An 18,391-nucleotide genomic window follows, 5' to 3' on the forward strand; every position below is an offset into this window, starting at 1 on the left:
ATGGCCTCGTTCCTCTACCGTCTCGGCAAGTTTTCGTATCGGCGCCGCTGGCTGGTCATCTCCATTTGGCTGGCCGTCCTGGTGGCAGTAGGCGGTTCCGCCGCCGCCTTCCATGGCACCATGTCCAACAACTTCACCATTCCGGGCACTGAAACCCAGCGCATGGCGGACAAGCTCAAGGAAGCCCTCCCCAACGCCTCCGGGGGCTCCGCCAGCGTGGTCTTCGACGCGGGAGATTCCGGCTTCGACCAAGCCAAAAAGGACGCAGTGGCCGCTGCGCTGACCAAGCTTGACGCCATGCCGGACGTGCAGGGGACGGTCAATCCGTTCACCACCCAGGCCCAACTGAGCAAAGCCGCTGCGGACCTTGCGGCGGGCGAAGCGCAGCTCGCGGGCGGTGAGCAGCAAATGGCGGCCGCCGGGGTGCCACCCGCACAGATCGAAGCCCAGCTCGCGCCGCAGCGTGCCCAGCTGGCTCTCGGCAAGCGCCAGCTCGAATCATCCGAAGGCCTGCGGTTTGTTTCCAGCGACAACAGGGCCGCCGTTGCCCAGGTCCAGTTCAAGACTTCCATCAACGCCGTGGATCCAGCCGTTCGCAAGGAAGTCCAGGACATCGTCCAGGGCGTCTCTTCCGCGGGCGTCACCGCCTATGCCAGCAAGGAGATCACCGAGGACGTTTCGGAAATCTTCGGCATCGCAGAAATCGTGGGCGTAGCCGTTGCGGCACTGGTCCTGATCCTCATGCTGGGTACCCTGATTGCGGCCGGCTTGCCGCTGGTCATGGCCCTGGTTGGCGTGGCGGTCGGCGTGGGCGGCACGTTCGCGCTGACCAGCGTGATCGACATGAGCTCCATCTCCCCCATGCTGGCCCTGATGCTCGGCCTTGCGGTGGGCATCGATTACTCCCTCTTCATTGTCAACCGCCACCGCACCCAGCTCCTGGCCGGCATGGATGGCGAGGAATCAGCCGCGCTGGCCACCGGCACCTCCGGCAATGCGGTGCTCTTTGCGGGCCTCACAGTGATCATTGCTTTGGCCGCACTCGTCGTTCCCGGGCTGCCCTTTCTTGCTGTCATGGGTGTTGCCGCCGCAGCGACAGTGGGCGTCGCCGTCGTCGTCGCTTTGACCCTGACGCCCGCCGTCCTTGGCCTGATCGGCCGCCGGCTCATCTCGAAGCGCGCTTGGGCGAAAGCTGCCAAGCACAACGCGGAACCCGGCCACGAAGCTGCCGACCGCGAGCTCGAGGAGAAGCGCAGCAGCGGAGGTTGGGGTGGCCTGGTGACGCGTCACCCCTGGGTTTCACTCATTGCGAGCATTGTCCTTCTGGGCGCCTTGGCGCTGCCGGCTTCGCAGCTCCGGCTTGCACTGCCCGACGGCGGATCGGAACCTGTGGATTCGCAGGCATACAAGGCGTACGACCTGACCCGCAACAGCTTCGGCGAAGGCATGACCGGCCCGATTATCGTGGTGGCCGAGTTCCCTGACGGGCTCAACGAAAACGATGCGAAGAACAAGCAGTACGACGTCGCGGACCAGCTCCGGAGCGTTGAGAACGTCGTGGCGGCCGTCCCGGTTGCACTCAGCGACGACCACCGCACCGCCGTCTTCCAGGTCATCCCCAAGGAAGGCCCGGCCAGCGCCGGGACCGTGCAGGTTGTCTCCGATCTGCGCGCCAAGGGCACTGCCATCCACGACGACCTTGGGACCACCATCGGCCTGACCGGCCAGACCGCCGGAAACATCGACGTCTCTGCCAAGCTCGGCGCTGCCTTGCCACCCTACCTGGCCATCGTGGTGGGACTTTCCCTGATCCTGCTGCTCCTGGTGTTCCGTTCCATCGTGGTGCCCCTGCTGGCGACCGGCGGGTTCCTGCTCTCCCTCGCTGCGGCCTTTGGCGCTGTGGTGGCCGTGTACCAATGGGGTTGGCTTGGAGGAATCTTCGATGTCGCCAACCCGGGTGCCGTTCTGAGCTTCCTGCCCATCATCCTGATCGGTGTGTTGTTCGGCCTGGCGATGGACTACCAGGTGTTCATTACCTCGGGCATGCGCGAGTCCTTCATGCACGGTGAATCAGCCAAGCATGCCGTCCGCTCCGGGTTCAGCCACGCAGCCGCCGTCGTGACGGCGGCCGCGATCATCATGGTCAGTGTCTTCTCCGGATTCATCTTCAGCCACCTGACCATGGTCCGGCCCCTGGGCTTCGCGATGGCGTTCGGCGTGCTGATCGACGCCTTCGTGGTCCGCATGACGATCGTGCCAGCCATCATGTACTTGCTTGGCGAAAAGGCCTGGTGGCTGCCGAAGTGGCTCGGACGGATACTCCCGGACGTGGACGTGGAGGGCGCCAAGCTCGAGCGCAGCGACCGCTCGAAGACCGACTCCGGGGAACTGGTGCACTGACCCTCCCTCACATCCCTAGGGCTACACGCGGACGCTCTCTCACTTCCTTCACGCCAGTGATAGAGCGTCCGGTATTTAAGGGTGGGATGTGATTGAGGGTCGGGGGGAAGCACGCGGGATGTGAGCGAGGATCATACTAGGCTGGGAGCGTGACCCGATTGATCCTCGCCTCCCAGTCCCCCGCCCGCACCAAGCTCCTCACCGAGGCGGGAATCCAGCACGACGTCCTGGTTTCAGACGTGGACGAGGACGCGGTGCAGGCCAAGTATGGCGTGACGGACGCCCACGACACCGCCCTCCTGCTGGCCCGGGCCAAGGCCGAGGCCGTCGCGGCCCTTCCTGAGGCCGAGGGTGCTTTGGTGATCGGCTGCGACTCTGTCTTCGAGTTCGACGGCGAATCGCACGGCAAGCCGTACACGGCAGAGGTAGCCCGTGAGCGGATGCTGCGCATGAGTGGCTCACAGGGCGTGCTTCACACCGGCCACTGGCTCGTGGACTGCCGGGACACTGCTGCCGACGCAGAAGAGGACGAAACCACTGAGGGCACCGGCGCCACCGTAGGCGCCGTTTCCAGCGCGGAAGTGCACTTCGCGCCCATGAGCGAGAACGAAATCAACGCCTACATCGCAACCGGTGAGCCGCTCCACTGCGCCGGCTCCTTCACCATCGACGGCCTGGGCGGGGCCTTCATCCGAAAGGTGGACGGGGACCCCCATGCCGTCGTCGGGCTTTCCATCTCGACGCTCCGCGATCTGCTGGTGCACGCCAACGTGGGTATTACGGAACTGTGGGTGCCACAGGCGCAGTAGCCCGGTTTGTAGCAAACCTACAAAGGAACATCGCCTCACACACGGAATCCCCCACCAATATGGGCGGAACCCTCACAATCACGCTAGGCTCCCTGAAGGACAGAAGGAGTCAACAACTTGTCAGCTAACCCGGCGCAGCCCATTTCCAGCCCTCTTACCAAGGTCTTGATTGCCAACCGCGGCGAAATCGCGGTCCGCATCATCCGAGCCGCCCGGGACGAAGGCATTGCCTCCGTGGCCGTCTACGCTGACCCGGATCGTGACGCCTTGCACGTCCGCCTGGCTGATGAAGCCTATGCACTGGGCGGCAACACGGCCGCCGAGTCGTACCTGGTGATGGACAAGATCATCGATGTCGCCAAGCAGTCCGGCGCTGACGCCATCCACCCCGGCTACGGCTTCCTGGCCGAGAACGCCGAGTTCGCGGCCAAGGTCATTGAGGCCGGCATCAACTGGATCGGCCCCTCCCCCGACGCCATCTCCGCATTGGGCGACAAGGTCCAGGCCCGCCACATCGCCGAAAAGGTGGGTGCGCCACTGGTCCCCGGCACGGCTGATCCCGTGGAATCCGCTGACGAGATCCTGAAGTTTGCCGAGGAATTCGGCCTTCCCGTGGCCATCAAGGCCGCGTTCGGCGGCGGTGGCCGCGGCATCAAGGTGGCCCGGACGATGGACGAGATCCCTGAGCTGTACGAATCCGCCGTCCGCGAAGCCACTGCGGCTTTTGGCCGCGGCGAGTGCTTCATCGAGCGATTCCTGGACGCTCCCCGCCACGTCGAGACCCAGTGCCTGGCGGACGCCTACGGCAACGTAGTGGTTGTCTCCACCCGTGACTGCTCACTGCAGCGCCGCAACCAGAAGCTCGTTGAGGAAGCTCCGGCCCCTTACCTGAGCGAGGAGCAGAACAAGCGCCTCTACGAATCCTCCAAGGCCATCCTCAAGGAGGCCAACTACCTCGGCGCCGGCACCTGCGAGTTCCTGGTGGGCCAGGACGGCACCATCTCCTTCCTCGAGGTCAACACCCGCCTCCAGGTGGAGCACTGTGTTTCCGAAGAGGTCACCGGCATTGACCTCGTCCGCGAGCAGTTCCGCATCGCCCGCGGCGAAGCCCTGGGCTACGAGGACCCCGAGGTCCGCGGCCACTCCTTCGAATTCCGCATCACCGGCGAGGACCCGGGCCGGAACTTCATGCCTGCCCCCGGAACTGTCACCACGCTGAAGAACCCCACGGGTCCTGGTGTCCGCGTGGATTCCGGCATCGAACAGGGCGATGTCATCAGCGGCAACTTCGACTCCATGCTGTCAAAGCTGGTGGTCACTGGCGCCACCCGCGAGCAGGCCCTCCAGCGGTCGCGCCGCGCACTTGAGGAAATGGTGGTGGAGGGCATTCCCACCGTCATCCCCTTCGACCTTGCAGTGGTGACCGATCCCGCGTTCGCCCCCGCCGAGGGCCCGTTCACCGTCCACACCCGCTGGATCGAAACTGAGTTCGTCAACACCATTCCGGCATGGTCTACCGCCGGGGCCAACGCTGAAACGCCCGACGCCGGTGAGCGCCAGCGCGTCGTCGTCGAGGTTGGCGGCAAGCGCCTTGAGGTGGTCCTGCCGTCGGGCCTGGGTGCGGGCGTCGCCACCGCGTCCGCCGGAGCGGGCACCAAGTCCGGAAAGTCCAAGAAGCGCTCGCGCTCGGCCGGCGCCGCGGCTGCGGCGGCAGGCGGAGACGCACTGACGTCCCCCATGCAGGGCACCATCGTCAAGGTGGCAGCTTCTGAAGGAGACGTCGTGGCCGAAGGCGACCTGATCGTGGTTCTTGAGGCCATGAAGATGGAACAGCCCCTCACGGCCCACAAGGCCGGCACCGTGCGCGGTTTGTCCGCCACGGCAGGCGAGACCGTTGCCGCTGGCGCCGTCATCGCCACCATCGAGGACTAACCCAGGCATTAACGACGCCGGCCCCCGCACCACAAGGTGCGGGGGCCGGCGTCGTTGTTGGGTGCTTAGGCTACGTTGTTTTCGTAGTCCGTGTCCTTGGTCTCTTTCGACAGGAACAGGGCGACGAGCGTCAGCACAGCCATGGCGCTCAGGTAGACACCTACCAGGACAGTGCTGCCCTTGCCGACCTCCCACAGCCATACGGCGATGAACGGCGCCACTGCTGCTCCCAGGATGCTGGAGACGTTGTAGCTGACGGCCGAGCCGGTGTAGCGGACATTGGTGGGGAACAGCTCAGGAAGGAGCGCACCCATGGGACCGAACGTCAGGCCCATGAGCGTGAACCCAATGATCAGCAGGGCCATGGTTCCAACGAAGCCTGCTCCGAAAAGCGGAACGAAGAGCAGCCCAAAAACGAAAATCCCAGCTGTCACAGCGAGCAGCGTTTTACGGCGGCCATACTTTTCTGCGAGCGGGCCGGCCACGAGGGTGAAGATTCCAAAGAAAACAACACCAGCTATGAGCATCCAAAGGAACTCGTTTCGGGTGTATCCCAGCCCGGGAACAAAAGCAGCCGCAGCGGCTTCAGTCATCGGTTTCCCCGCCTTCTCAGCTGCCGCCTGCGCGCCAGCCAACGTTGGCTTGGTGCCATAGGTAAGAGTGAACGTGGTCATCAGGTAGAAGAGCACGTAGGTGGCCAGCATGATGAATGTGCCCAGGATGAGCTGGCGCCAGCTGCTTTTGAACACCCTGCCGATGGGCAGCTTGGCAACTTCGTTGGACTCCACGACCTTGGTGAAGGCCGGGGTCTCGATGAGCTTGAGGCGAACGTAGAGCCCGATGACCACCATGACTGCGCTAAGCAGGAACGGAACACGCCAGCCCCAGGACTCGAACGCATCGGCGGACAGCGTGTAGCTGAAGACGAGGAAAATGACGTTGGCCAGGATGAAGCCAATAGGAGCGCCCAACTGAGGGAACGTCCCGTAGATGGCCCTCTTGTTGGCCGGAGCATTTTCCGTTGCCAGCAGCGCCGCGCCACTCCACTCACCGCCGAGGGCCAGCCCCTGGGCGAACCGCATGACCACGAGGAGGGCAGGGGCCAGAACAGTCCAGCCAGGAACGCTGGCGGTTGGGAGGCAACCGATCAGGAACGTCGCGATGCCCATGGTGAGCAGCGAAGCAACCAGCGTCCCCTTGCGTCCGAACTTGTCACCGAAGTGACCGAAGATGATCGAGCCGAGTGGGCGGGCCACAAATGCCACACCGAACACGGCGAAGGAGCTCAGAAGCTGGGTTGTTGCGTCCAAATTCGGGAAGAACAGCCGCGGAAACACCAGGACCGCTGCTGTGGCGTAGACATAGAAGTCGTAGAACTCGATGGTGGTGCCAATCAGGCTGGCGACAATCACCCGTCCCCGCGAGTTCACTGGCTGAGTGGACTCGCCTTCCTTGGATGGTGCTGTGGAAGACATGTAGTTGCAGCTTTCGTTCACACCGGCGGAGGCCCCGTGGAGCGTGCCGGCGAAGGATTATTTGAGAGTTCAATAATAGTTCCCGCCGTCCACTTAGTGGACAACCAAGTCCAACATGCGGACAACAGTAAAAATCCCACCATGTGGTCTGCGCCACATTACCTCACCGGCGTCTCACGCGCCGGTGACCCCGCCGATAGGGAAATGTCACAGGGCGTTTACAAACAGCGACCGTCCGCGAAATGCGCCAAACCTACCTTGGAAGAACAACGTCCCCCACCAAGGAGGCACTCCGTGACTGTTGATAGCACCGCAGATGCACTGGTTCCCGTCCAGTCCACTGCTGCCGCCACCCCCACCCTTGAACACCGCCCCGGCCGCTGGATCGCCAACTGGGACGCCGAGGACAAGGGCCAGTGGGAAGCTGAAGGCCGGTCCATTGCCAAGCGAAACCTGTACTGGTCCATCTTCGCCGAATTCCTCGGATTCGTCGTCTGGCAGCTGTGGTCCATCGTCGTGGTCCAGCTCCCCGCCGCCGGTTTCACCTTCGATTCCAACCAGGTCTTCTGGCTCATCTCCATTCCCAGCCTCGTAGGCGCGACACTGCGCATCCCCTACACCTTCATGGTTCCCAAATTCGGTGGCCGCAACTGGACCATCGTCTCGGCGCTCCTGCTCCTGATCCCCACCACAGGCCTGGCAATCTGCGTCTCAAATCCGCAGACCCCGTTCGGCGTCATGCTCCTCATGGCTGCCCTCGCAGGCTTCGGAGGCGGCAACTTCGCCAGCTCAATGGCCAACATCACCTTCTTCTACCCCGCCCGCGAAAAGGGTTGGGCATTGGGCCTGAACGCCGCGGGCGGCAACCTGGGTGCCGCCGTCGCACAGCTTGTGGTCCCCATCGCCATCACGGTGCTGGCGGCCGGAACCGTGAACCTGCCCATGGCAGGCATCATCTGGATTCCGCTGATCATCATCGCCGCCTTCGGCGCCTGGAAATACATGAACAACCTCACCAGCGCCAAAGGTGATGTGGCCGGCTCCCTGGCCGCAGTCAAGGAACCGCACCTTTGGATCATGGCGTTCCTTTACATCGGCACGTTCGGCTCGTTCATCGGCTTCGCAGGTGTCTTCCCCAAACTGATCAAGGACTATTTCCCGGACTTCTCCTCGATCCACGTTGGCGCCGTGGCACTGTCCCTGGCCTTCCTGGGCCCGCTCGTCGGCTCGCTCGCCCGCCCCTACGGCGGACGCATGGCCGACCGCATGGGTGGAGCACGGATGACCATTACCTCCTTCGCCTCCATGGCCGTCATCACCCTCACCATGATCTGGACGCTGCCGCTGAAAAGCTTCTGGTTGTTCCTCACCTTGTTCCTGCTTCTCTTCCTCGCCAGCGGCTTCGGAAACGGTGCCACCTACCGCATGATCCCGGTCATCTTCGCGACATCCAGCCGGGCGGCCCGCTCCGGTGCCAGCAGCGCTGACACGGCCCGCCTCGCAGCGTCCTCACTGGGCCTGATCTCCGCGATCGGTGCATACGGCGGCTTCGTGATCCCCCAGGTGCTCAACGCCTCCAACACAACAAGTGGCTCCTACACCCCGGCGTTCTACGGATTCGTCGCAGCCTACGTGCTGATGCTCACAGTCTGCTGGGTTTGCTACATCCGCCCCGCCCGGCAGCGCAACACGATCGGACACATCTAGATGCCCAACGGCGCCGATACCCACTGCCCCTACTGCGCGCTCCAGTGCGCGATGACGCTGACCCCGGCCGCGACGGATTCCGCCGCGCCGGGGCCGGCGCCCGCGCCCGCCGCAGAAGTGACCCAGCCCACCGCCCCGCTTGAGGTTTCCGGGCGCGACTTCCCCACCAACAGGGGCGGGCTGTGCCGAAAAGGCTGGACATCGGCGTCGTTGTTGCGTCACAGCGGCCGGGTCACCGAGCCCATGCTCAAAGGGTCCGACGGCGTCCACCAGCCGATCTCCTGGGACCAGGCCCTCATGCTCATCACCGCCGCCGTCAAGGAAACCCAGCGGCACTACGGAAACGACGCCGTGGGAGTGTTTGGCGGTGGGGGCCTGACCAACGAGAAGGCGTACATGCTGGGCAAGTTCGCCCGGTTGGCCCTCCGCACGTCCCGCATCGACTACAACGGGCGGTTCTGCATGTCCTCGGCAGCTGCTGCCGGCAACCGCGCCTTCGGAGTGGACCGGGGCCTGCCGTTCCCTGTCACCGACCTCGATTCGGCATCGGTGATCCTGATGCTTGGCTCCAACGTCGCCGAAACCATGCCTCCGTTCGTCCAGCACCTGCAGGGCGCCCGCGACGCCGGCGGGCTGATCGTGGTTGATCCGCGCCGCTCGGCGACAGCCGAGTTCACCTCCGACGGCGGCGGCCTCCACTTGCAGCCAACTCCCGGCACCGATTTGGCCCTCATTTTGGGGATCTCGCACGTGGTGGTGCACGAAGGGCTGGTGGATTCGGCCTTTGTGGAGGACAAGACCACCGGCTACGCCTCCGTGGTGCGGAGCTTGAACGCTTTCTGGCCGGAACGGGTCCAGACGATCACTGGCGTGCCCGCTCCCCTCATCCGCGAGACCGCGCGCCGCCTCGCCCAAGGCGCCCGCGCCGGAGGCAGCTACATCCTCAGCGGCCGCGGTGTGGAGCAGCACGTGGACGGAACCGACACAGCCACCGCGGCCATCAACCTCAGCCTGCTCCTGGGCCTGCCGGGCTCGGCCCGCAGCGGCTACGGCACCCTCACAGGGCAAGGCAACGGCCAAGGTGGCCGGGAACACGGGCAGAAAGCCGACCAACTCCCGGGCTACCGCAAGATCACCGATCCGGCAGCCCGCGAGCACGTCGCCAGCGTCTGGGGCGTCGACGAGTCGCTGATCCCCGGACCGGGCCTGCCCGCCGTCGAACTCCTCAAGTCCCTCGGAAAGCCCGACGGCATCCGGTGCCTTTTCGTGCACGGCGCCAATGTGGTGGTCTCCGCCCCGGACACGAATGCCGTGCTCGAAGGACTTCGCAGCCTGGACTTCCTGGTGGTGTGCGATTTCTTCATGTCGGAGACAGCTGCTGAGGCTGACCTGGTTCTGCCGGTCACGCAGTGGGCCGAGGAAGAGGGCACGCTGACCAACCTCGAAGGCCGCGTGATCCGTCGGCGGCGCGCGCTGACGCCGCCTCCAGGTGTCCGCAGCGAGTTGTGGCTCATGGCACGGTTGGCCGGACTCCTGGAGGCCCCGTCTTCCTTCAGCGACGACCCGGAGACTGTTTTCGAGGAATTGCGGCGGGCTTCCGCAGGTGGCTTGGCCGATTACTCGGGCATCGACTACGCCATGCTGGACCGCGGCGAGCCGGCCTACTGGCCGTTTCCTGCCGGAAGCTCCGGCACGCCCCGCCTTTTTGCCGATGGATTCGCCCACGCGGATGGCCGGGCCGTGATGGTTCCCGTTACGCCGTCGAAGCGGGCCGCGCGTTCGTACGCGGACGAATCGCTGTCACTGGCAACGGGCCGGCTGTTGGAGCACTACCAGTCCGGCGCGCAGACGCGCCGCGTGAGTGAGCTGTTGGGGTCCCAGCCGCAGGCAAAGCTTCTGATCCACCCTGGAACGGCTGCAGCCCGTGGCATTGCCGACGGCGACTACGCCACGGTGACCAATGAACGTGGCGAAGTCCTATGCCGCACCGAATTGAGCAACGCGGTCCGTCCCGACACCGTCTTCCTGCCCTTCCATTTTCCGGGCCAGGAAAACGCCAACCGCCTCACGGAGGCGGTTACAGATCCCATCTCCGGCATGCCGGAGTTCAAGACCAGCCGGGTGTGGGTCCGGAGGGCGGTCTCCCGCCAGGACCTCGTTCCTGCCGGCACCCGCCTGCCGCTGCACGTCAAGGAGGCCTCATGAGCGAGCGCATTGTTGTTGTTGGATTCGGGCCTGTGGCTGCCCGGCTCGTGGACGAGCTGCTTCCGGCCGTGCGTGAAGGCCTTATGCAACTGCTTGTTGTCGGGCAAGAGGCTGAAGCTGCTTACAACCGTGTGATGGTTGCAGAGCTGGGTGTTGGGCGGACTACCGCTGATGCACTGGCCATGGCCGATGCTGCCGGGCTGGAAGCCGACGGCGTCGACGTCCGCCTGGGCACCAAGGTCAAGCGGATCGACCGGGCACGCCAGCAGGTAGTGCTTTCCGATGGTTCGACTCCCGGTTACGACAGGCTGGTGTTCGCCACGGGTTCGCGCCCCGTCATTCCCAACCTCACCGGATTGAATCCGGACCCTTCCGGCCCTGTCCTGCCTCCGGGCGTCATCACCCTCCGGGACCTGAAGGACGCAGCCGTGCTCCGGTCGGCCGTGGCGGGCGGCAAGCGCGTGGTGGTGCTGGGCGGAGGGGTGCTGGGACTGGAAACCGCACTGGCCGCTTCCGAAGAAGGTGCGCAGGCAACCGTGGTCCACAATGGCCCTTTCCCGTTGGGCAGGAGCATCGACCGCGGCAGCGGCAGCGTCCTAACCAACAGCCTGCGTGCCAGTGGCGTCCGAATGGCCGGCAATGCCCGCTCCACAGGCGTTGAAACCGCGGGTCCGGGAGGTTCCTTCTCCGCACTGCTGCTCGACGACGGATCCGCGATCGACGGCGACCTGCTGGTGCTCTCCTGTGGTGTCCGGCCCCGACTGGAGCTTGCGGAAGGATGTGGACTTCCCACGGGCACCGGCATCCTCGTGGATCACCACCTACGTACCTACCACGAGCCCCACATGTTCGCGATCGGTGACTGCGCCGAAGTCCGCTGCACCGATGGCTCCTGCATCGATTGCCGCACGGCCGGAGGCCCTTCCGGACTCGTGGGGCCGGGCTGGCGCCAAGCTGAATGGCTGGCTGAGTACCTCGTGGTCCTGGCCCGCGACGGGCAGTCCGCCGCAGACGCGTTGGAACCGCTCCCCTACGAGAAGCCTGGCGTGGTGGTCCTGAAGGCACGCGGCATCAACCTGGCCATGGCCGGTGACAACCAAGCGGACCCCTGGGACGAAGAACTCCTTGAAGCGGGCGCTGCCGCGGGACGCATGCGCCGCCACGTTTCCCAGTGGGCTGATCCGGAGCACGGCCGTTACGTGAAAATGACCACGCGGGGCGGAGTGCTGGAGGGCTTGGTGGCCGTCGGAATGCCCCGCACTGCCGCTGAACTGGTGGTGCTGTTCGAACGGTCCTCAGAGTTGCCGGCAGACCGTTCCCTCCTCCTGCGCCTTGACGGACCGGACCAGCTCGACGCAGGTGTTGCCAACAACGACCCCCAGCGCACCGTATGCCGCTGCGCCGGAGTCAGTGCCTCCACCATTGGGGACTCGGTGCTCGGAGGTTGCAGTACCGTTGGCGAGGTCTCCAAGGCCACGCGCGCCGGGACGGGCTGCGGAGGATGCCACGAGGACATCAAAGGGATCATCGAGAAGCACTTCCAAGCGGCGGCTGCCTGAGCCCGCAGCCCGTTCCCTGAGAGGCGAAGAGCCCGTTTCGATGGCTCGCTGCCGATCATGCCGCGCGAACGGCATGGAGCGCAGCCAAGCCCCGAAACGGGCTCCGGACGCAGGCCTACATGTGAACGTGCAAGCGCCGCGCAGCCTCGGAGATGGAGCCTGTCAGCGACGGGTACACGGTGAACGCGCTGGCAACATCATCCACGTGCAGCTTCTGGGTGACGGCCACGGAGATCGGGAAGATGAGCTCGGAGGCGTTCGGCCCCACCACAACGCCACCGATCACAGTGCCGGATCCCTTGCGCGCGATGATCTTGACGAACCCGTCCTTGGTGTTGCGCATCTTGGCGCGCGCGTTGCTGAGCAAGGACAACATCACGACGTCGCCCTGGTACTTGCCCGAAGCGAGATCGGCCTCGGAAACGCCCACGGAGGCGATTTCCGGGGACGTGAAGATGTTCGACGCCACCTGGTTGAGCTTGAGCGGCTTCACGCCGTCACCCATGAAGTGCGCAATGGCGATGCGGCCCTGCATGGCGGCCACCGACGCCAGGGCAAAGACACCTGTGCAGTCGCCTGCAGCGTAGATGTTGGGGGCAGTTGTGCGGGAAACGCCGTCGACCTTGACGTGGCCGGATTCGGTCAGCGTCACGCCGGCCTCCTCAAGCCCGACGCCGGCAGTGTTCGGGATGGATCCGACACACACCAGGCAGTGCGAGCCCGTTACCACGGAGCCGTCACCCAGGGTGACCTTCACGCCGTCGTCCGTCCGCTCTACCGCATTCGCGCGCGACTTGGACAAAACGCGGACGCCACGGCGTTCGAAGACGCCTTCCAGCAGCTTGGCAGCATCGGTGTCTTCACCGGGGAGGACCTGGTCGCGGCTGGAGATCAGCGTGACCTTGGAGCCCAAGCCGTTGTAGGCGGAGGCGAACTCGGCGCCGGTGACGCCCGAACCCACCACGATCAGTTCCTCGGGAAGTTCGTCGAGGTTGTAGATCTGGGCCCAGTTGAGGATGCGTTCGCCGTCGGGCTTGGCGGTGGGAAGTTCGCGCGGGTGGGCGCCGACGGCCAGGAGGATGGCGTCGGCGTCGATGGTCCGGGTTCCTTCGAGGGTCAGGACCTCGATGGTGTTGTTGTCCAGCAACCTGCCGGAGCCAATGACGATCTCCACGCCCAGTCGCTCAAGGCCGGCACGGATGTCGTTGGACTGTCCATGGGCCAGGTTCAGGACGCGGTCGTTGATGTGTTTGAGGTCGGCGCGGGGCTTTGAGGCTGTGCCGTCGCCGTCGAACTTTACTCCCAGCTCATCCGCCTCACCGACGCGGGTCATGAGATCGGCGGTGGCGATAAGGGTTTTGGACGGCACGACGTCGGTCAGCACGGCTGAGCCGCCGAGGCCTGCGCGCTCGATGATGGTGACGTGGGCGCCCAGTGAGGCGGCTACCATGGCGGCTTCATATCCACCGGGACCACCTCCCAGGATCGCGATACGGGGGGCACTGAAGTCAACTTGGGTGGTCACAATCCTCAATTCTCGCTCATTGCCGCGCAGCCTGCCACTCAGCCAACCCTCACCTCCGTCCCTACCCGATTGACGTTGACGCAGGGTAGCTTGTACCAGTGAGTAACACTGAGCTGATGAACACAGACCCATTTGAAGCCGCCCAGGCCGCCGCAGACTTCATTGCCGCGGAGACCGGCGTCGAATCCCACGACGTAGCGCTGGTGCTCGGATCCGGTTGGGCCGAGGCCGCCGATCTCATCGGCGAAACCACGGCAACCCTGAACGCCTCCGAGGTGCCGGGTTTCCACAAACCTGCCGTGGTGGGCCATGTTGGCACCATCCGGTCAGTCCTCACCAGGGAGGGCAAGCGCGCCCTGGTCCTGGGCGCCAGGACCCACTACTACGAGGGACGCGGCGTGCGTTCAGTGGTCCACGGCGTCCGCACGGCAGCGGCGGCCGGCTGCAAGACCCTGGTGCTGACAAACGGCTGCGGCGGACTCAACGAGGATTGGACCCCGGGGACTCCCGTGCTGATCGCCGATCACATCAACCTCACTGCCACTTCACCGCTTGAGGGCGCAACGTTCGTTGACCTCACCGACCTCTACTCGTCCCGCATCCGCCAATTGGCGCGGGAAGTCGATTCCTCGCTGCAGGAAGGCGTGTACGCGCAGTTCACCGGCCCGCACTACGAGACGCCTGCCGAGGTCCAGTACGCCAAGCGGATCGGTGCGGACCTGGTAGGCATGTCCACTGCACTGGAAGCCATCGCAGGCCGCCACGCAGGCATGGAGGTGTTCGGCATTTCCCTGGTCACCAACCTTGCCGCCGGAATCAGCCCTGTTCCGCTGAGCCACGCGGAGGTTCTGGAGGCCGGACAGGCCGCCGGTAAGCGGATATCCAAGCTTCTCGCCGGGATCATCGCCAAGCTCTGATAGATCCACCAGCAATGCGTGGCTGCCCTGAGGGTGGCCACGCATTTCTGCTTAAGGCCTGTATCTGTTGAGGCCCTGTCTCTATTGAGGCCCTCACGTGTTTAAGCACTGCGTGATTGTGCGCGCTAACAAGCTGGACGACATGTAAACGCACAGTAAATTCACAGAATAAATCTGATTTGTTGCGCAACATTTGATTCTTTGCGGCGGGATATGCCACGCGCGCATGTTGGCAATGTAAGCGCTTGCGCACCTACCCGCGGGTAGCCGAAAGGGCCGAAGAAACACCCTTTGATTTGGGACCTAACACGTGTCTAGCGTGGAGTCTGTTCCGGCAAGTCGACGTGCCGGAACCACCCGCGGTGGGCGTCCTCAAGGCGACCCGCCGCTACCTCGAAACGATGGCGTCCTTCGAAGACGCCACCAGCGGATCGACGGACGCCTGAGCAGAGGCCCCAATCGGGGAACAGGGCATGCGCCCCACTCCACGAAGTCCAACACTCCGCGAGAAGAGCAAGCATGAACACTCACTCAAACCCTCAACGGCCACGGCGCCGCCTGCGACGGGCAGTAGCCCTCGCTGCGGCCGCCAGCGTGGCGGGCAGCATCCTGCTGGTCACGCCGGCCGCGCAGGCAAACCAGCCTGCCGACCCGCCGTCGAGCACCATGCCGGCACCCACGCCCGGCTTCCCGCTGCCATCGCTCCACACGCAGCAGGCCTACGACCCGGCCGCCAACTTCACCTCAAAGTGGACCCGCGCCGACGCCAAGCAAATCATGGCCCAGAGCAACACCAATGTGGCACCCGGCCAGAACTCCATGAGCCCCAACGTCACCATGCCGGAAATCCCCAAGGACTTCCCGGCCATGAACGATGACGTGTGGGTGTGGGACACCTGGTCGCTGACCGATGAGAATGCCAACCAGATCAGCTACAAGGGCTGGGACGTCATCTTCTCGCTGGTCGCCGACCGGCACGCCGGCTACGGCTTCGACCAGCGCCACTGGAACGCCAGGATCGGCTACTTCTTCCGGAAGACCAACGCCGACCCCGCCAAGGACAAGTGGAACTACGGCGGACACCTGTTCCTGCCCAACACGTCCATCGGCAACACCGAATGGTCCGGCTCCACGCGCCTGATGCAGGGCAACAAGGTCAACGTGTTCTACACGGCAACCACGTTCTACGACGTCGCCGAACGGAACGCCGGCGGCGGCGGCATCGCGCCCGATGCCGTGATCGCCAAGGCCCTGGGCAACATCCACGCCACCAAGGACGGCGTGAGCTTCGACGGCTTCGAGCACACCAAGCTGCTGGAGCCGGACGGAAAGATGTACCAGAACAAGGCCCAGAACCCCGGCTTCGCATTCCGCGACCCGTACACCTTCAGCGATCCCGCCCAGCCGGGCAAGACCTTCATGGTCTTCGAAGGCAACACCGGCGGTACCCGCGGCTCTTACAAGTGCAAGCAGGAAGACCTCGGCTACCAGCCCGGCGATCCCCACGCCGAGAGTGTTGACCAGGTCAACAGCACCACCGGTGCCTGGTACCAGACAGCCAACGTGGGCCTTGCCGTCGCCGACAACAAGGACCTGACCAAGTGGAGCTTCCTGCCCCCGATCCTGTCAGCGAACTGCGTCAACGACCAGACTGAGCGTCCGCAGATCTTCATCCAGAACGAGAATGGCAAGAACAAGTACTACCTGTTCACCATCAGCCACCAGTTCACCTACGCGGATGGCATGCGCGGCCCCGACGGCGTCTACGGCTTCGTCGGCAACGGCGTCCGTTCCGACTTCCAGCCCGTCAACAACAGCGGACTGGCCCTGGGCTCCCCCACGGACCTGAACATGCCGGCCAACGCGCCGGAAGGTCCGGACCCGCGCCAGAACGGCCGGCAGTTCCAGGCCTACTCGCACTACGTGCAGCCCGGCGGCCTCGTCCAGTCGTTCATCGACAACGTGGACGGTGTCCGCGGCGGTTCCCTGTCACCGACCGTGAAGATGAACTTCAAGGGCGGCGTAACGCAGGTTGACCGCAGCTTCGGCCAGAACGGCCTTGGTCCGTTCGGCTACCTGCCCACCAACCTCCGCGTTGGTGGCGAGGGCCTCTACAAGTAGCCCGCAACACCCCGGCCGCCAGGCCACGGCAGGGGTGGAAGCTCCACAAGAGCGGCCACCCCTGCCACACCCCAACCCCTTCAGGATTCCTCCCATGACTCATCCCAGCCCCCACCTGTCCCGCCGCCGGCTGCTGGCCGCAAGTGCCGCCGTCGTGGTCTCATTCGCTGCTGCCTCCTGCACGGCCAGTCCGACGCCGGCACCCACCCTGCCGGGCCGGACGCCGACCGCAACGGATCCGTGGCGGCCAGTGGCGCACCTGACGGCTGAAAAGAACTGGCTCAACGATCCCAACGGCCTCGTCTACCACGATGGGACCTACCACGCCTTCTACCAGTACAACCCCCGCGCGAACTCGTGGGGCAACATGTCCTGGGGCCACTCCACCAGCACCGACCTGGTTCACTGGCAACAGCAGCCCGTAGCCATGGAGGCAAGCGCCGAGGAAGAGATCTTCTCCGGTTGCCTGGTGGTGGATACTAGGAACGCCTCGGGTCTTGGTTCTGCGGACAACCCTCCCATGGTGGCCCTCTACACCAGTGCCTACGGCAAGAACGGCGCACTGCCCCAAGGCGCCCAGGCGCAATCCGTGGCGTACAGCGTGGACGGCGGCACCAGCTGGCAGAAATACCGCGGCAATCCGGTCCTGAACCTGGCGCCAGCGAACAACAACTTCCGCGACCCCAAAGTCCTCTGGTATGAACCCGGCCAGTACTGGGTGATGACCACCGTGGTGGCCGATGCCCAAGTGGTCAAACTCTTCAAATCCACTGACCTGCTCCACTGGGACTACCTCAGCGACTTCTCCGGCGTCGGCGCGCAGGGAGGCCTTTGGGAGGTCCCCGAACTCATGCAGATGACCGTGGAGGGCTCCAGTGCGAAGAAATGGGTCATGCTGCTGAGCATCAACCCTGGCGGCATCGCCGGTGGCTCCGGCATGCAATACTTCGTGGGCGAATTCGATGGAACACGCTTCACCGCGGAAAATGCAGCCGCGCCCGGCGCGCCCCTCGGCGATTCGCAATGGCTGGACAACGGCGCGGACTACTACGCCGCCAACTCGATCTCCGGCGCACCCGGGGACAAGCCTGTCCTGCTTGGCTGGATGGGCAATTGGGACTACGCCCAGAATGTGCCCACCACTCCTTGGCGGGGATCCATGGCCATCCCGAGGGAACTCACACTGGTTCGCGGCGAACACCGCTACGAGTTGCGTTCGGCCATTGCCACTGCGGCCCGGGAGGCGCTTGAACGCCGCGGTGAGGTGAAATCCAAAAACCTCACCTTGGGCTCCTCAGTGCAGGCCCTCGGAGAGGACTTTTCGAGCCGGAACCAGCTGATCGAGCTCGATATGGACCTGACCTCTTCACGTGAGGCGGGCGTGATCTTCCGCCAGTCCTCCGATGGCAAGTCCGGCCTGCGCATCTCCTACACCAAGGAGACCCGCACGTTGAAGGTTGACCGTTCGGCGTCGGGAACCACCAATTTCTCCGAGAAATTCAGCCCGTACCACCAGGTCTCCCTCCCTCCTTCCGGGAGCGACGCGAAGGTCCATCTCACGATCCTCCTCGATTCGTCGTCCGTGGAAGTCTTTGCCCGGGACGGCGTCGCGGTTATCTCGGACACGTTCTTCCCGGACTGGGACGCAACAGGAGCCTCGGCGTTCAGCATTGACGGCGACGCGGACTTCTCGCTGCATTCACGTCCCCTCTGAAGCAACGCGGGGTCGGATATGCCCCAT

Annotated in this window: 11 protein-coding genes; 9 read left to right on the forward strand and 2 right to left on the reverse strand. The window is 64.6% G+C overall.

What is annotated here, in order from left to right:
* The 3 genes from AB0N72_RS05105 (at position 1) to AB0N72_RS05115 (ending at position 5,141) form a co-directional block, all read left to right on the forward strand.
* Positions 1–2,400: an MMPL family transporter gene (locus AB0N72_RS05105; RefSeq protein WP_363929882.1), complete on the forward strand. Its 2,400-nt coding sequence runs from the start codon at positions 1–3 to the stop codon at positions 2,398–2,400.
* 149 nt (positions 2,401–2,549) lie between these two features.
* Positions 2,550–3,209 (forward strand): nucleoside triphosphate pyrophosphatase, encoded by a 660-nt coding sequence (locus AB0N72_RS05110; protein ID WP_363929883.1) that lies wholly within the window; start codon positions 2,550–2,552, stop codon positions 3,207–3,209.
* 117 nt (positions 3,210–3,326) lie between these two features.
* A complete protein-coding gene (locus AB0N72_RS05115; protein WP_363929884.1) occupies positions 3,327–5,141 on the forward strand; it encodes a biotin carboxylase N-terminal domain-containing protein in 1,815 nt (604 codons plus the stop codon).
* A 65-nt stretch (positions 5,142–5,206) separates the two neighbouring features.
* Here AB0N72_RS05115 and AB0N72_RS05120 read toward each other — a convergent pair whose 3' ends face one another.
* Entirely contained in the window at positions 5,207–6,616 is a 1,410-nt protein-coding gene (locus tag AB0N72_RS05120; RefSeq protein ID WP_363929885.1) for an MFS transporter, read from the reverse strand.
* Between the two features lie 294 nt (positions 6,617–6,910).
* Here AB0N72_RS05120 and AB0N72_RS05125 point away from each other — a divergent pair, with 294 nt between their 5' ends.
* Genes AB0N72_RS05125 through AB0N72_RS05135 form a run of 3 tightly spaced genes read left to right on the forward strand, consistent with a single transcriptional unit; the run spans position 6,911 to position 12,087 of the window.
* Positions 6,911–8,323, forward strand: coding sequence for an MFS transporter (locus AB0N72_RS05125; RefSeq protein ID WP_363929886.1), 1,413 nt, complete (start codon positions 6,911–6,913; stop codon positions 8,321–8,323).
* The gene (locus AB0N72_RS05130) at positions 8,324–10,528 is read left to right on the forward strand and encodes a molybdopterin oxidoreductase family protein (protein WP_363929887.1); all 2,205 of its coding nucleotides are present in this window, start codon (positions 8,324–8,326) and stop codon (positions 10,526–10,528) included.
* Complete coding sequence (locus AB0N72_RS05135) at positions 10,525–12,087, forward strand: FAD-dependent oxidoreductase (RefSeq protein ID WP_363929888.1); 1,563 nt, start codon at positions 10,525–10,527, stop codon at positions 12,085–12,087. The genes AB0N72_RS05130 and AB0N72_RS05135 overlap by 4 nt, the downstream gene beginning before the upstream one ends.
* Positions 12,088–12,202: 115 nt before the next feature.
* Here AB0N72_RS05135 and AB0N72_RS05140 read toward each other — a convergent pair whose 3' ends face one another.
* Positions 12,203–13,612, reverse strand: coding sequence for an NAD(P)H-quinone dehydrogenase (locus tag AB0N72_RS05140; RefSeq protein WP_363929889.1), 1,410 nt, complete (start codon positions 13,610–13,612; stop codon positions 12,203–12,205).
* Positions 13,613–13,728: 116 nt separating this feature from the next.
* Here AB0N72_RS05140 and AB0N72_RS05145 point away from each other — a divergent pair, with 116 nt between their 5' ends.
* The 3 genes from AB0N72_RS05145 to AB0N72_RS05155 all read left to right on the forward strand — a co-directional run bounded on the left by AB0N72_RS05145 (position 13,729) and on the right by AB0N72_RS05155 (position 18,364).
* Positions 13,729–14,529: a purine-nucleoside phosphorylase gene (locus AB0N72_RS05145; RefSeq protein ID WP_363929890.1), complete on the forward strand. Its 801-nt coding sequence runs from the start codon at positions 13,729–13,731 to the stop codon at positions 14,527–14,529.
* 519 nt (positions 14,530–15,048) lie between these two features.
* Positions 15,049–16,650: a glycoside hydrolase family 68 protein gene (locus tag AB0N72_RS05150; RefSeq protein ID WP_363929891.1), complete on the forward strand. Its 1,602-nt coding sequence runs from the start codon at positions 15,049–15,051 to the stop codon at positions 16,648–16,650.
* 94 nt (positions 16,651–16,744) lie between these two features.
* Positions 16,745–18,364: a glycoside hydrolase family 32 protein gene (locus AB0N72_RS05155; protein WP_363929892.1), complete on the forward strand. Its 1,620-nt coding sequence runs from the start codon at positions 16,745–16,747 to the stop codon at positions 18,362–18,364.
* Positions 18,365–18,391 lie beyond the last annotated feature (27 nt).

The organism is Paenarthrobacter sp. NPDC089307, assembly GCF_040685055.1.
Lineage (GTDB): Bacteria > Actinomycetota > Actinomycetes > Actinomycetales > Micrococcaceae > Arthrobacter.

Bases quoted from the DNA above. Each gene is read 5' to 3' on its own strand.
- AB0N72_RS05105 (WP_363929882.1), top strand. From the start codon at position 1: ATGGCCTCGTTCCTCTACCGTCTCGGCAAGTTTTCGTATCGGCGCCGC.
- AB0N72_RS05120 (WP_363929885.1), bottom strand. From the start codon at position 6,616: ATGTCTTCCACAGCACCATCCAAGGAAGGCGAGTCCACTCAGCCAGTG.
- AB0N72_RS05130 (WP_363929887.1), top strand. From the start codon at position 8,324: ATGCCCAACGGCGCCGATACCCACTGCCCCTACTGCGCGCTCCAGTGC.
- AB0N72_RS05135 (WP_363929888.1), top strand. From the start codon at position 10,525: ATGAGCGAGCGCATTGTTGTTGTTGGATTCGGGCCTGTGGCTGCCCGG.
- AB0N72_RS05145 (WP_363929890.1), top strand. From the start codon at position 13,729: ATGAACACAGACCCATTTGAAGCCGCCCAGGCCGCCGCAGACTTCATT.
- AB0N72_RS05150 (WP_363929891.1), top strand. From the start codon at position 15,049: ATGAACACTCACTCAAACCCTCAACGGCCACGGCGCCGCCTGCGACGG.
- AB0N72_RS05155 (WP_363929892.1), top strand. From the start codon at position 16,745: ATGACTCATCCCAGCCCCCACCTGTCCCGCCGCCGGCTGCTGGCCGCA.